This is a genomic window from Halioglobus maricola, from assembly GCF_009388985.1.
Lineage (GTDB): Bacteria > Pseudomonadota > Gammaproteobacteria > Pseudomonadales > Halieaceae > Halioglobus > Halioglobus maricola.
Genome location: NZ_CP036422.1, coordinates 1,537,712 through 1,551,176, shown reverse-complemented (window position 1 = coordinate 1,551,176; position 13,465 = coordinate 1,537,712). Strand labels below are relative to the sequence as shown.

Here is a 13,465-nt window from a genome sequence, read left to right as displayed (position 1 = left end):
TCGATGATCCCTAATTCTATAAGTTTCTGATCTTCAAACGTTCACCTACCCTTCGCAAGCAAGTAGCTCAGGATCTGGAATCCATAAATCTCTCAATATGACCGAAGGCCTCATCAGCTTCGGGTATGGCGTCGTGAAAAATATGCCACACATGAAGCATGTGGGGCCAAACCTGCAGCACCGCTTCTGTACCACTGCTTGTCGCTTTATTAACGTAGCGACAAGCGTCGTCATAAAACATCTCCGCCTGGCTGGCATGAATAAGTGTGGGCGGCAGGTTGGAAAGATCGCCGTGAATAGGCGACAACCAGGGGATACAGGGACGTGCTCGGTTACTAAAATACCCGTACCACAGTAAAAGCCAGTTCGGCAGCTTCATCAATTTGCCAAAATCAGGCCCTAACATGGGGTCTGTAGGGATGTTTGTGCGCATGCTCGCGCTTGTGCACGTCCCGTCAACCGGTGGAGAAAGCGCAATGGCAGCATTGGCTGGCCGCAATCCCTCATCACGAGCCCAGGCAGTGACTGACAAAACCAGCAGTGCTCCCGCCGAATCACCTGCGACAAACAAGGTCTCTACGGTCGAAGGGCCGTCGGGACCGTTGGCAAGTATCCACTGGTAGGCCGTCTGGCAATCGACCAGGCAATCCAGACGCCGGTGCTCTGGCTGCAGCCGATAATCAACGGCGAGCACAGATGTTCCATATGACTTTGCCAATCGTGAGGTAATCGCTCGATGACTGAGTGGACTGCCCGCCATAAATGCGCCGCCATGAATGTAAAGCAGTCTTCGATTGGGGTCAGCATCTTCAGCCAGAACCCACTCCGCCGGAACACCATCGACGTCGACAGGTATAACACGTAGCCCCTCCAGAGATACTGCCTTACCAAACTCATCGATATTGGCTCGCATGGCGGGCACCATCTCTTTGAATGAGACCTTTGGCCGGGATGCCCTCCTCTCGTTCAACATCTCGAGCACTTTAAAGTGTCCTTCACTGGGGCCCACGCCGGCGGGCCTCATCAATACTTCCGGGGCCCCGTCATAAACGCCCAGGTCTGCTGCCCCGCGTAGATAAAAACGGGTAAACGCCCATAGCAATCCAATCAGGACGAAGATCACCATTAAAAAATCGATGTTTATCACTGAGCTATACCGTTAAAAACTAGTTCTGCTGGCGTCCAGCACCCATCACCTTTCCCCTGCGGTCTTCCAGCGCGGAACTACTCACGTTCTCGGCGTGCTCCGTGCTGACCTTGTCCTCATACGCCAGTCCTGTGTTGAGGCCATGATCCAGCGAGTAGTCAATAAGATGCTGGACGGCCTTTAGAGTGGCACGATCAGCAGCCTGGATTTCCCGGGCCAACTCCAGACAGTGCGGCATCAACTCGTCAGCGCTTAACACGCGGTTTACCAGCCCCCACCGCTCTGCCGTCAGGGCGTCCAGGTATTTCCCCGTAAAGCTCAATTCTCGGGCGCGGGACGAACCAATCGCTCTCGATAAGCGCTGGCTCAAGCCCCAGCCCGGCACTACACCCATGCGTACATGGGTATCTGCGAACCTTGCCTGGTCAGAGGCAATAAGAATGTCGCACATAAGGGCGATTTCGAAACCACCGGTTACCGCAAATCCATTAACAGCGCCAATAACGGGCTTTCCTACATTGCGTATCGCTTCATGCAGATCCGGTCCACTTGCCCCTTCAGATGGCAACCCGGTCTGACCCAACTCTTTGAGGTCAAGACCCGCTGAAAAAGCCCGGCCCGAGCCCGTAAGAATAATGATCTCGCTAGCAGAATCAGTAGCCAGCCGGGTGAATTCTTCCGCAAGGGCCGCCCTCAACTCCAGGGAGAGCGCATTCAATTGCTCTGGCCTGTTCAGGGTGACAATTGTCACCCCCTCGTCTGTATGGCTCAGTAAAACGCTCATCCCAGTACTCCCATCGGTTAGCTGTTCCCGGTTGGTATCTCGTTAAACGCCAGGCCCTTATCCGCTCGCATCTCTGCAGGCAGGCCAAGTACGCGTTCGGAAATAATATTGCGCAAAATCTGGTCAGTACCGCCCTCGATTCTCACAGCCGGCGAGCGCATTAACATGGCCTGAAAGCGTGAGTTACCCACTGCAATATCCGGGTCATCAATAAGCGCGGCAAAACCCTGCAGATCCATCACGTATTTCGCGAGGTCCTGCATGAGCTCGCCGGCGACCAGTTTGCCTATGGAGTTTTCCGGGCCAGGTATGCCCCCTTTCGCCACCAGGTTTATCGAGCGGACACCCGCATTTTTCAGCCCGGTAGCTTTCGTATAGTATTCGGCGAGACGAGCCCTCACATCAGAGCGCTCAATTGCTTTTCCGTTATCGACAAGCAGGTCTTGAATCAGGTCGATCATCTCCGGAACACCCGTAGCGATGATGCCACCGATTGCCATGCGTTCGTTCATCAGCGTCGTCAGTGATACGTTCCAGCCATCACCCACCTCACCCAGGCGCTGGGTGTCTGGTATGCGCACATTCTCAAAATACACCTCATTGAACGAGCTGCCGCCATTAATTTGCTTGATGGGGCGAACATCTACACCTTCGGAGCGCATATCCACGAAAAACATGGTCAGCCCTTTGTGTTTCGCAACTGTCGGGTCTGTCCGGGTAATCAGGATGCCGTAGTCAGAATGATGGGCTTCCGATGTCCAGATTTTCTGGCCATTGATCACCCAGTCATCGCCATCCTTAACCGCTTTCGTTCGCAGCCCCGCCAGATCAGATCCGCTGCCGGGCTCTGAAAACAGCTGGCACCAGACTTCTTCACCACTGGCCAGCTTGGGCAGGTAACGCTTCTTCTGTTCCTCAGTGGCATAAGCGATCATGGTCGGCCCACACATGCCGGTGCCTATAACGAAAGGGTAAGTCAGCTCGCTATAAACGCCTTCTTCCTGTGACCAGATAATGCTCTCCATGGGTGTAGCACCTCGCCCACCGTACTCTTTTGGCCACATCAGGGCTGCCCATCCAGCCTCCGCCTTCTTGCGTTGCCAGGCCTTGCAGGCGGCCAGTGGGTTCTCATCACCAGTATTAATCTTGCCGAAAACACTGGTCTCGAGGTGAGACTTGAGGTGTTTGGGCGCGTTCTGGTCTATCCAGCTGCGTGCCTCTTCCCTGAAGGCCTGGTGCTCAGCATCCGTATCCTGAGCGGTATTGTCGGAGGCATTTTCGTGCGCCAGTATCATATCGACCAACCTGTCTTCCCATACACTCAGCCCCCCAAGCTCCAAGGCTTGGTAGTTGGAGCGGCGATAGTAGATATGACAATCGAACTCCCAGGTGAAGCCCATACCACCGTGAACCTGGATATTGTCCTTGGTACACAGCTGGAACGCATTAATTGCCGAGACTCGTGCGGTTGCAGCGGCCAGGGGTAGGTCATCCGCCTGTGTCGCCAGGGCCTCAGCTGCCGCGAAACAGTTGGACTCTGCGATGCGACGCGCGGTATACATATCGGCCATCATGTGCTTCAAAGCCTGGAAAGAGCCAATGGGACGGCCAAAGGCATAACGCTCCTTGGCATATTCCACAGCCATGTCCAGGGCGGCTTGTGCACCGCCTATCTGCTCGAAGGCCATTAACACCGCTGCCCGATCATAAACCTGCTGAAGTTGATCCCAGCCCTTGCCATCTTCGCCTAGTAAATCGGCGTTAGCGTTTGAAAACGTGATGCTTACCGTATTTCTGGTTGGATCAATGGTACTCACGCCATTGCGCTCAACACCCTCGCCATTGAGCTCAACCAGGTACATTGCCGGGCCGGTATCGCCCACAGCCAGCACGACTGCAATGTCTGCACTGCCACCATCGGCTACCGCCAGCTTGCTCCCGCTCAAAGAGCCACCCTTTACTGCAGAGCTCAGGTTTGCCTCAGTTAACTGCTCCAGGCCCTCGGTGACAGCCAGCGCCCCAATAATGTCGCCGCTGGCCAGCTGCGGCAGCCAGTGACGCTTTTGCGCTTCACTACCAAACTGCACAATCGCTTCAGTGACCAGGTAGACAGAGGATGAGAACGGAATGGAGGCGGCAGCCTGGCCAAGACTCTGCGCAACCAGGCAAAGACTCTTATAACCGGTTTCGACACCGCCGTATTCCGCCGGGACATTTATCCCCATCAGCCCCATGTCTGCCAGGCCACGCCAGACCTCTTCAGAGTAGGGCTTCTCGCCGTCCAGGACGGAACGAACCTCTTCTATGGTGCAGTTATTGGCCAGGTATTTCTCTACCTGATCCCGGATTAATGTATCGTCTTCGGAAAAATCGAGATTCATTTGTAGTCCTATGGTCTGGTGTTGTCTGGTTTACAGCGTCATGCCGCCATCGATCACCAGTTGATGGCCGGTGACATAGGCTGCCATTGGCGAGCTCAGGAACAGGACGCCGCCAGCGATGTCCTGCGGTGTGCCGAAACGGCCTACCGGGTTGGTTTTAGCAAATTCCGCCTGCTGCTCCTGGCTGGACTGGTTGGTGGTGAGCTTGGTAGCCACCATGCCCGGGGCCAGGCTGTTGACCCGAACGCCCTTACGCCCCCACTTCATGGCCAGGGCCTTGGTCAGTTGCACGAGGCCGGCTTTGCTGGCGCTGTAGGCTGGATTAGCGGGAGCCGGGCTAATGGCCACCACGGAGTCGAGGTTCACAATACTCCCTTGGCTGGTTTCCAGTAGCGGATAAAACTCGGTACACAGTTGCATGGCCCCGGTCAGGTTGATCGCGAGGATTTTCTCAAAGCCCTCGCGCTCGAATTCGGCTTTCTTCCACAGCACCGAGCCAATACAGTTAACCAGTACATCCAGGCTATCGAATTTCGCCGCCAAGTCGGTGATGGCGGCCGCATCCTGGATATTCAGGGAGTGAAATTGCATCCCACTGAAGTCATTGTCGTAATCGTCCGCTGTGCGGGTGCCGGTGATCGCGACTTCGGCGCCAGCCTCGAGGAAGGCTTTAGCAACGCCGTAACCAATGCCATCGGAGGCACCGCAGACTAGTACTTTTTTGCCGCTGAAATCTAAAGCGTTTACTAAACTCATATCTCTGCTCTCTCATTGCTAACCCGGCTCTTGTCACTTGGGGAAGAAAACCGGCATTTTGTTGGAAACCGCGTTGGGATGTGCAGGCGCTCGCTTCTCGAGAAATCTACTGACGCCCTCTTGTGCCTCCGGTGGCCTGGAGCGATAGCTGGCTTATCAACGGTTGCTTTTCTTGACCTGTCCCAGCCGCTCACCCATAACCGAGAAATCCAGCGCATCATTGAAGGGCTGGGAGCGCTCGCCCTCTAGCTTCAGGCCATCGGACAGGCTTGTGCACCAACCGTCATTGATCAGCTTTCTGATACCCGCCACGGCTTCGGCATGGTTGGCGGCGATCTCCCTGGCTTTGTCCATAACTTCCTGCAGCAGGTTTTCAGGCTTGCAGACCTTGTTCACCAGACCCCAGTCCATCGCGGTTTGAGCGTCTATCAAGGCTCCCGACAGGCTCATCTCCCGCGCCCGGTTGATGCCAATTATCCGCGACAGTTTCTGGGACATGCCCCAGGTTGGCATTAATCCGACCTTGGCATGGGTGTCACCAATGCGGGCGGTATCAGCCGCGTAGAGAAAGTCGAAGTTCAGTGCGAGTTCCAGGCCTCCGGTCACAGCCACCCCATTGATGGCACCAATAATCGGTTTGCTGCAGTTGGGAAAAACCGTCTGCAATTCAGAATCAGCCTCCAGGACGTCTCCCCCCTCACTCAACTCCTTAAGATCCACACCGGCACAAAATGCCTTACCAGCACCGGTAATCACAATAACCTTAACGTTTTCATCAGCCTCTGCCTGCTTCATGGCAGCAACCACACCATCCACCAAGCCTTTGGACATCGCATTCAGGCTTTGCGGACGGTTAAGTGTAATCAGCATGACACCATCAGAAATCTCGGTTAAGACGGGTGATTGATTGGGCATGGTATTCTCTCCCCTGAATAACATTGGTGATGAGACGTCGCAGAAAAAAACTGCCAGCACCTGAAGATGCTGACAGTCCAAGGGTTATGGACCCGAAAAACCAGAAATTGTATTGCCTGAGCCACAAGCCCCAGCATGCACATTCTTGATATATTGTATTACATATATACCTAAAATCAAACAAGCCGACGCCTGTCCAGCCATTTCAACTATCAGCACAGTGATCGATAGTACAGTGGGCACACATTTGCGCGCGCATATCACAAGGGAATCGATAGACGTGTTTGCGTCGCCCTATATCCTGTATTATTGTATAACAAAAATATTGGATCCATCATATTGAGGCAAAAGAGGTACCTGTAATGAGCCAGCCAAACGCACTTCACCACATCGCTATTTCTACCGGTGACATAAAAAAGCAGATTGAGTTTTTCAGCGACGTACTGGGCATGGAGCTTGTTGCCCTGTATTGGATGCACGGCGCTGAAGGTGCCTGGCACGGCTTTATGCGCCTGGGCAACGAAGCAGTTGCCTTTGTATTCCTGCCTGAAAACGCAGAGCTTGAAAACAAGATCGGTTATACACACCCAGGCCACGGCGCAGGCGGGTCAGCACCCGGCACCCTACAGCACCTATCCCTGAATGTTGATACCCGGGAAGATATGCTAGCGCTGCAGAACCGTATTCGCTCGCGGGGAGTTCCGGTCATGGGCCCGATCCATCACGGATTCTGTTCCTCAATTTACTTCGCCGGCCCGGAAAACCTGACCCTGGAAATATCGACCAATGACGGAGCTAACGCTCCCCTTGACCTCGACGGCACCTGGATCGACCAGGAGGTCGTAAAACTTGCAGGCATCTCTGCAGATGAACTGGAGCGTTATCGCAACCCGGCCGCCTATGAAGCGCCAGCAGAGTCCGTGCCCCAACCGGCGTACGATACCAGTAAGCCCATGTTCGCTCTTCCGGAAGAAATGCTCCAGGCCATGCTGCAAGCGCCCGATGAGGCCATCACTGAAGCTGTAAGTGATACCGTACCCCCGGGCAAGTAATCCGACCTGACAGGGGCGAGCTGAGTAGAGAAAGCTGGCCCCGTCAGACGGTGATTCAACCACCTATCAATTGCACCTGGTTAATTCTTGGCCTGGATCTCCAGGTCGATCAGGCTCTTGATCAGGGGGCCCATCTCATCGTATTCCTTCTTCCCACCCAGTGAGGGCCTGGCGAAGGAATAGCCCAGGCTGGCACACAATATCAGCCGTGCGATCGGCCTGGCTTTTTTCAGGGGTACGCCCATCGCCTTCAGCTTCTGCTCGTGAAACCGCAGGGTCTTGGCATCAGACTGCTTGACCGCCTCGAGTGTCTCCTCGCTGTCCTCGGCCCAGATGCGCATGGCGTGGTCGATCCTGGCGTACTTTTCGTATGCCTCCTGGCTCAACTGCTGTAACTGGCCCCAGTCATCGAGACCGGACTGCTCAAGGCGTTCGCGAATTTCCAGGGGGTGGGTGCTGGCGTAGCGCTCCACCATCGCGGACAGCAGCTCCTGTCGCCCACTGAAATGCCAGTAGAAACTTCCCTTGGTCAGACCAAGCCGATTGCACAGCGCATCGATGGTGATGCTGCTAATTCCCATCTCACCGAGAAGCTCCAGAGCTTCCCGCAACCAGTCTTCACGGCTGGATCGCTCTTGTTTCTGCTTTGCTCCTCGAGGCATGTTGTTACTCGCCCGTAAACTGCGGGTTGTAGGCTGCAGGATCCGGGTTTTCAAGCCATGATGTGAGTGCCAACTGGGCATCCTTTGAAGTGAGCGTTGGCATCAACTCTTTCATCTCCTGCGCACAAAAATCCAGCTGCCCCGCATCAGTACCAAAGGACACCAGTCGCTTCACGCCCTGTAATGCAAGCGGAGCCCGGGCTGCCATGTTGTTAACGAAAGCTGCAACATCCTGCTCATACGTCTCCGCGGGGTATAGACGGCTGATCAATCCCAACTCCAGCGCTTGCTCCGGCGGCATAAACTCACCGTGCAAGAGTACATCCAGCGCCTTTGCCCTACCCAGCAGGCGGATACAGTGCCAGGCGCCACCACCACCGGGCGTCAGGCCGAAGCTTGTCTGCGGCAGGGCGAAAGTCACCGGCTCTGCATAGCCGGGGCCATCGGCTGACATCAGGCGAAAATCAAAGCTCAGGGAGAACTCACAACCGCCACCGCCAACTACGCCATTAATAGCGGCGACAGTAACCGCCTTGAGTTTCTGGATACGCATACCCAGTTCATGGATAGGTCCGATAGTTGGAACATAGGTGACCTCAGAAAGATCCGCCTTGGAGTGATCTGACATTTCGGTTAAATCCATCCATCGGATAAACACGCCATCGGTGCCCGTGACAACAAATACCCTGACACTGTCATCGTTCTCGATTTCACTCAACAGGTGGTTGAGTTCCGCCATCATGGGCGTGGTGAATACCTGCAAAGGCGGGTTGAACACTCGGCAGGTAACAACATTCCCCTCGCGCTCAACTACTATTTGCTTGTAATCCATATTCATCTCCATTGTTATCTTATCGTTAAGCGCAATTATTTCAGCTGATCCCGCAATTTGTTCTTGGCAATCTTATTCAGCTCCGCCCGGGGAAATTCTTCGAGGAAGTGCACTTCCCGGGGTACTTTGAAGTTGGCAAGGTTCTTTTCGCAGGCCTCGATAATCTGAACGGCCAGTTCATCGCCGGCGTTCACCGCGCGCACAAAGGCTACCGGCACCTCGTCCAGCATGGGGTCGGGCTTTCCTACCACTGCGTTTTCCATGACTCCTGGCACCGTGGCAACCACAGCCTCGATTTCAGACGCGGCCACATTTTCGGCGCCCACCTTGAGCATGTCCTTACTACGGTCGGCAAAGCGCAGATGTCCGTCCGCCATCTGGTACACCCGATCACCGGTATCGAACCAACCATCTTCATCATAACTGCCGTCAGTCGCTTCAGGGTTCTTCAGATACTCAGCGAAGAGGGATACCCCGCGCACCCCCTTAACTTTAAGCAGCCCGGTCTCGCCGGGTGAAACCTGTTCGCCAGACTCGTCCACTACCTTGAGTTGTAACTCCGGTGTCGGCATGCCCATGGACATTTCCGGACAGGGAAGATGTATAGGTGTGTAGGTGCCGTGGGTGATCAGTTCGGTCATACCCCAGGCTCCCACGAAGGGCAGCCTGAACAATTGTTCTGCAATCCCTACATTGCCGGCGCCCACCACCCAGAAGCGGAAATCGTGTTTTTCCGGCACCTCTATGCTGGCCAGAGCGCCCACGGCAAAGGGAATGACATTGGCCCAGGTACAGCGATGTTTCAGTGCCACCGGCCAGAAGCGGCTGGCGGAAAACTTCGGCTGCAACACCATCGTGCCGCCAGACCACAAGACCGGGAAGTGTGCCCAACTCATCGCGTTGGTATGACACAGGGGCGTGAACACAATGGCAGTGTCCGCGCTGGATATCGCATTGTGGGTTGTGCCTACCTGCCCACCCCAAAGTGCATTGGCGTGGGTCCACACCACGCCCTTGGGACGCGAGGTAGTACCTGAGGTGTACTGCACTGATACAGGCGCCATGGGATCGGCTTGGCGCTTCGGAATATCCGCAGCATCACCTACAAGCTCGCCATAGGGAATGGCGTCGCCAATATCGAATTCCTGGGCGCTATCGCTATTAGATATGGTGCTGGCGATCCATTCGATATCGCCCCGCCTGCCCCGTATCAACTCCAGGAACTCCGGCTGGGTCAAGGCATAGCGCACCTGTGAATGATCAATAAAGTATTCCATTTCGCTGGCGGCAGAACGGGGATTGGTCGTCACCGCTACCGCCCCCAGCAAGGCACAGGCATGCCAGGCGAACAGAAACTCCGGGCAATTGTTCATATGGATCAACACCCGGTCGCCAGTGCCGATGCCTCGCGCTGCCAGCCCGCCGGCCAGCGCCTCTACCTCCCCGAGAAACTGCGAGTAGGTCCAGGTGCAGGCCTTCCCCTCAAAGGGCTCCCAGGCCAGGTGCACGCCGTCGGGATTCTTCTCGGCCTGGGCACGCAACAACCAGGGTACATCCTTGCCCGCGTAGGGGTGGATATAGTCCGAGTGCTTCATATCAGCCTACTCAGTCTTCCAGTGCTGCCAGGCCGGCCTCGGCCACGAGCATATCGTCAGAGTAGTGAGCACCGCTGACACCGATACCACCAACGACTTCACCATTGACAGTGATGGGGTAGCCGCCGCCGAACACTACCAGGCGATCAGTGTGCACGATGCCGTGCAGCAGGGGCGCATCGTCTTTGATGAAATCGTGCCAGCCGTGGCTGGGCATACCGAAAGACACTGCGGTATACGCCTTGTCCTGGGCGAGTTTTACACTGAGCATGGGAGCACTGTCCATGCGCTCGAAGGCTTTGAGTTCACCCGCCTCGTCGACGATGGCGATCACCATCGGCTTACCCATTTCCGCAGCCTTACTACGGGCTGCAGCGATTACTTTTTCAGCCGCCAGACTGCTGATGCTTAATTTTTGGTTAACCAGTGAGCTCATAATTTCTCCTTGAAGTTCATTTAAAAATATCAATGTACGGGCTGGACAACTTAACACCCGGGCACCCTGGTTGTTAACCAAAGCGGCGGTGTTCTTTTCGCTCAATCAGTTTTACCCTCGCCTCTTTCTGCTCCCAACTGTCACCACTGGATTTCAGTCCGTCATACTTGAGCATCGTGCGATAGGCGAAAGGAATATAGATCGCGAAAAAAAGTCCAAGATAAACCAAATATCTGAAGCTAAAGACACTGGCATCGCCCGCGAAGTAGTAGCAAATACAGGCGTAGACCAGGTAAATACCCAGACCTAGATACAGGCCACTGGCAATGGCTGCGCACAGGTATAGCTTCGGCGTGCCATTGAACTCACGGCTGTAGACCATCGATTGTCGCCCAAGGTTTTCCGAGTCCATTATTTTTCCCCTAGAAAGGCTTGGTGAATGCAAGATAGAGAACGCTAACCACCATCAAGCCGATCATGGGCGTGGTTACCAGGAAAAACCACCAGTGCCGGTGCAATGCCTGTTCATAGCGCTCCCAGTCGGGCTCGCCGTCCTTATCGCGCAGGTAGCGCTTGTTACCGTTCAGGTGAGAGATGTAATAGTCGATAGTTTCCATTGGCACGGTCACTACAATCACAATGGCCAGCTTCAGCATCAGCCATCCCGCATGCGGCCCCCAACCTCCAGCTATAAACAGCAGTACCCCCGACAGCAATAACACTGGATAGGCGATGTGCTCTACGGAAACGCCCTCGTCAAAACGCTCAAATACCCAGTTGCGCATCAACGTCAGGCCTGGGTCGGAGGAGTCGCGTCGCCAGGCCTGCATTACGGGCACCAGATAGTGCGCGTAGCCCATGACCACGCTGAACAGCCACAAGAAGGCGAAGGGCACGTGCACCAACTTTATATAGAAGTAATAGGGCGCGAGAAATTGTTGTAGTGTTTCGTACATGTATTGTTAACCCCAGTTCAGACCGCCTGATCGGCAACGCATGCATACCCGTGCCGAGGGCCATGGGCCGACCCCATATTCATTCTCGAAGACGGCCCATACTGTACCTTATGGTATGGAGCTGTCAATTGGTCTGCGCGGGAACGCCCAGACCTCATAGCGCTGACTCAAGACCATGACCCGTCAGGCACAAAAACTGAGCAGTATTTGTAGCACAATATTACTTCCTCTATATTAACCGGCCCCGACAGATTACGAGCATCTCCTCATGGCCCGGCAACAATTCGAAACTCTACTCCTGGAAGAACAAGGCGCAGTCGACTGGCTGACCCTGAACCGGCCGGAGTCACTGAACGCCCTCAACCCAACCATGGTTTCGGAGTTGACCCACTACTTCCGCGACCTGGCCACTCGCCCCGATCGCCGTATCGTGGTACTGCGGGGTGCCGGTCGGGCTTTTTGCGCGGGTCTGGATATCAAGGCCGGCGGAAATTCGGAAGAAGCGCTAGCGCTGGGTACTGTGCAGAAGGGTCTGCAGTCCCAGCGGGAAATCGCAGAAATCTATCTGGCCATGCGACGCTGTCCACAACCCATTGTCGCGCTGATCAGTGGTGCGGCCTGTGGCGGCGGTTTTTCACTGGCCCTGGCCTCAGATATTCGCATTGCAGACAGCACGGCCAAAATGAATTGTGCCTATATACGCATCGGCCTGGGAGGCTGCGATATGGGTTCATCCTACTTCCTGCCGCGTCAGGTCGGATCATCAGTCGCTGCGGAGCTAATTCTCACTGGCAAATTCATCAACGCGCAGCGGTCCCTGGATCTGGGCCTGGTGTCACAGGTAGTCGAACCAGGCCAACTCGAAGCTGCGGTTGAGGAAGACCTGCAGCTCATGCTAACCAATTCTCCACTGGGGCTGCGACTCTCCAAAGAGGCCCTGAACGTCAATATCGACACAGGCTCTCTGGAGGCAGCTATCGCACTTGAAGATCGTAACCAGATTCTCTGTGCACAAACTGCAGATGCTCAGGAAGGCATGGCAGCCTTTGCGCAGAGACGCGCACCTGAGTACCGAGATGCCTGACGTCGCTGTTATTTACAGGCAACCATACCTTTAAGTATAGTTTAGGATTATTCCAAAAATAATTTACCCGCTGGACCAAGAGGAGCTCAACTATGGCCAAGCCCAACGGCATCCATCACATCGCCATATCCACCGCCGATATGAAAGCGCAAATCGAGTTCTTCGCCGACGTGCTCGGTATGGAACTGGTGGGCCTGTTCTGGATGCACGGTGTGAAAAATGCCTGGCACGGCTTCATGAAGATGGGCGATTCCGCATTTGCCTTTGTGTTCCTGCCCAAGAACAAGGAAGCACAACCGGTTATCGGCCAGACGCACGCAGGCAGCGGCGCCGGGGCAAGCGCGCCGGGCACCCTGCAGCACCTCGCGCTGAACGTCGACACCTGCGAAGAACTGATGGCGATGCGCGATCGCATTCGCTCACGAGGCGTACCCTGCTTCGGCCCCCTTAATCACGGGCTGTGCCAATCTATTTATTTCGCCGGGCCCGAGGGCCTGTCTCTAGAGGTCGCTACCAACGACTGCGAGGCGCCACTCGATACCGAGGGGTCCTGGCTGGAGCCGGAAGTGATCGAACTCGCAGGCATTTCAGCAGAAGAGTTGGAAAAATATCGCCATCCCGAACCGTTCGAGGCAAGCGAAGGCACAGGCTCGGTCAAGCAGCCCAGCTACGATGCGGAAAAACCGCACCTGGAATTGGGGCCCAATATACTTTACCGCCTGGCCCTGCACCTGCCGGATTCAATGACCGCCAAGTCCAACCCGGAATACGCTAAGCCACCGAAAAAAATTAAATAGGGCTTTCAGCAAGATCAACTTTGATATTCCGGGAGAGACTGGCGACTCTCTGAACGAGGTCGACGGCA

Annotated in this window: 14 protein-coding genes; 3 read left to right on the top strand and 11 right to left on the bottom strand. The window is 55.2% G+C overall.

What is annotated here, in order from left to right; translation table 11 throughout:
* Window positions 1–67: 67 nt before the first annotated feature.
* The 5 genes from EY643_RS07000 to EY643_RS06980 all read right to left on the bottom strand — a co-directional run bounded on the left by EY643_RS07000 (window position 68) and on the right by EY643_RS06980 (window position 5,983).
* Window positions 68–1,147 carry an alpha/beta hydrolase gene (locus EY643_RS07000; protein WP_152661525.1) on the bottom strand — a complete coding sequence of 360 codons (1,080 nt, stop codon included), beginning with the start codon at window positions 1,145–1,147 and terminating at the stop codon, window positions 68–70.
* A gap of 19 nt (window positions 1,148–1,166) precedes the next feature.
* On the bottom strand, window positions 1,167–1,931 hold the full coding sequence (locus EY643_RS06995; protein WP_152661524.1) for an enoyl-CoA hydratase: 765 nt from the start codon (window positions 1,929–1,931) through the stop codon (window positions 1,167–1,169).
* Between the two features lie 17 nt (window positions 1,932–1,948).
* Window positions 1,949–4,312 carry an acyl-CoA dehydrogenase family protein gene (locus EY643_RS19765; protein ID WP_240732848.1) on the bottom strand — a complete coding sequence of 788 codons (2,364 nt, stop codon included), beginning with the start codon at window positions 4,310–4,312 and terminating at the stop codon, window positions 1,949–1,951.
* Between the two features lie 30 nt (window positions 4,313–4,342).
* Window positions 4,343–5,068 (bottom strand): SDR family NAD(P)-dependent oxidoreductase, encoded by a 726-nt coding sequence (locus EY643_RS06985; RefSeq protein ID WP_152661523.1) that lies wholly within the window; start codon window positions 5,066–5,068, stop codon window positions 4,343–4,345.
* Window positions 5,069–5,224: 156 nt separating this feature from the next.
* Window positions 5,225–5,983: an enoyl-CoA hydratase gene (locus EY643_RS06980; RefSeq protein ID WP_152661522.1), complete on the bottom strand. Its 759-nt coding sequence runs from the start codon at window positions 5,981–5,983 to the stop codon at window positions 5,225–5,227.
* A gap of 362 nt (window positions 5,984–6,345) precedes the next feature.
* On the opposite strand from EY643_RS06980, the gene EY643_RS06975 reads away from it, so the two are divergent.
* Complete coding sequence (locus tag EY643_RS06975) at window positions 6,346–7,035, top strand: VOC family protein (protein ID WP_152661521.1); 690 nt, start codon at window positions 6,346–6,348, stop codon at window positions 7,033–7,035.
* A gap of 80 nt (window positions 7,036–7,115) precedes the next feature.
* On the opposite strand, the gene EY643_RS06970 is transcribed toward EY643_RS06975, so the two are convergent.
* From EY643_RS06970 to EY643_RS06945, 6 genes are all read right to left on the bottom strand, one after another.
* Window positions 7,116–7,697, bottom strand: a complete 582-nt coding sequence (locus tag EY643_RS06970; RefSeq protein WP_170287310.1) for a TetR/AcrR family transcriptional regulator — start codon at window positions 7,695–7,697, stop codon at window positions 7,116–7,118.
* A gap of 4 nt (window positions 7,698–7,701) precedes the next feature.
* A complete protein-coding gene (locus EY643_RS06965) occupies window positions 7,702–8,529 on the bottom strand; it encodes an enoyl-CoA hydratase/isomerase family protein (RefSeq protein WP_170287309.1) in 828 nt (275 codons plus the stop codon).
* A gap of 35 nt (window positions 8,530–8,564) precedes the next feature.
* Complete coding sequence (locus EY643_RS06960; protein WP_152661518.1) at window positions 8,565–10,124, bottom strand: AMP-binding protein; 1,560 nt, start codon at window positions 10,122–10,124, stop codon at window positions 8,565–8,567.
* A gap of 10 nt (window positions 10,125–10,134) precedes the next feature.
* On the bottom strand, window positions 10,135–10,560 hold the full coding sequence (locus tag EY643_RS06955) for a GlcG/HbpS family heme-binding protein (RefSeq protein WP_152661517.1): 426 nt from the start codon (window positions 10,558–10,560) through the stop codon (window positions 10,135–10,137).
* Window positions 10,561–10,633: 73 nt separating this feature from the next.
* Window positions 10,634–10,972: a hypothetical protein gene (locus EY643_RS06950; protein ID WP_152661516.1), complete on the bottom strand. Its 339-nt coding sequence runs from the start codon at window positions 10,970–10,972 to the stop codon at window positions 10,634–10,636.
* Window positions 10,973–10,982: 10 nt separating this feature from the next.
* Window positions 10,983–11,516 (bottom strand): hypothetical protein, encoded by a 534-nt coding sequence (locus EY643_RS06945; RefSeq protein ID WP_152661515.1) that lies wholly within the window; start codon window positions 11,514–11,516, stop codon window positions 10,983–10,985.
* Between the two features lie 268 nt (window positions 11,517–11,784).
* On the opposite strand from EY643_RS06945, the gene EY643_RS06940 reads away from it, so the two are divergent.
* The gene (locus tag EY643_RS06940) at window positions 11,785–12,600 is read left to right on the top strand and encodes an enoyl-CoA hydratase/isomerase family protein (RefSeq protein ID WP_152661514.1); all 816 of its coding nucleotides are present in this window, start codon (window positions 11,785–11,787) and stop codon (window positions 12,598–12,600) included.
* 92 nt (window positions 12,601–12,692) lie between these two features.
* Window positions 12,693–13,397, top strand: coding sequence for a VOC family protein (locus tag EY643_RS06935; RefSeq protein ID WP_152661513.1), 705 nt, complete (start codon window positions 12,693–12,695; stop codon window positions 13,395–13,397).
* Window positions 13,398–13,465: the final 68 nt, after the last annotated feature.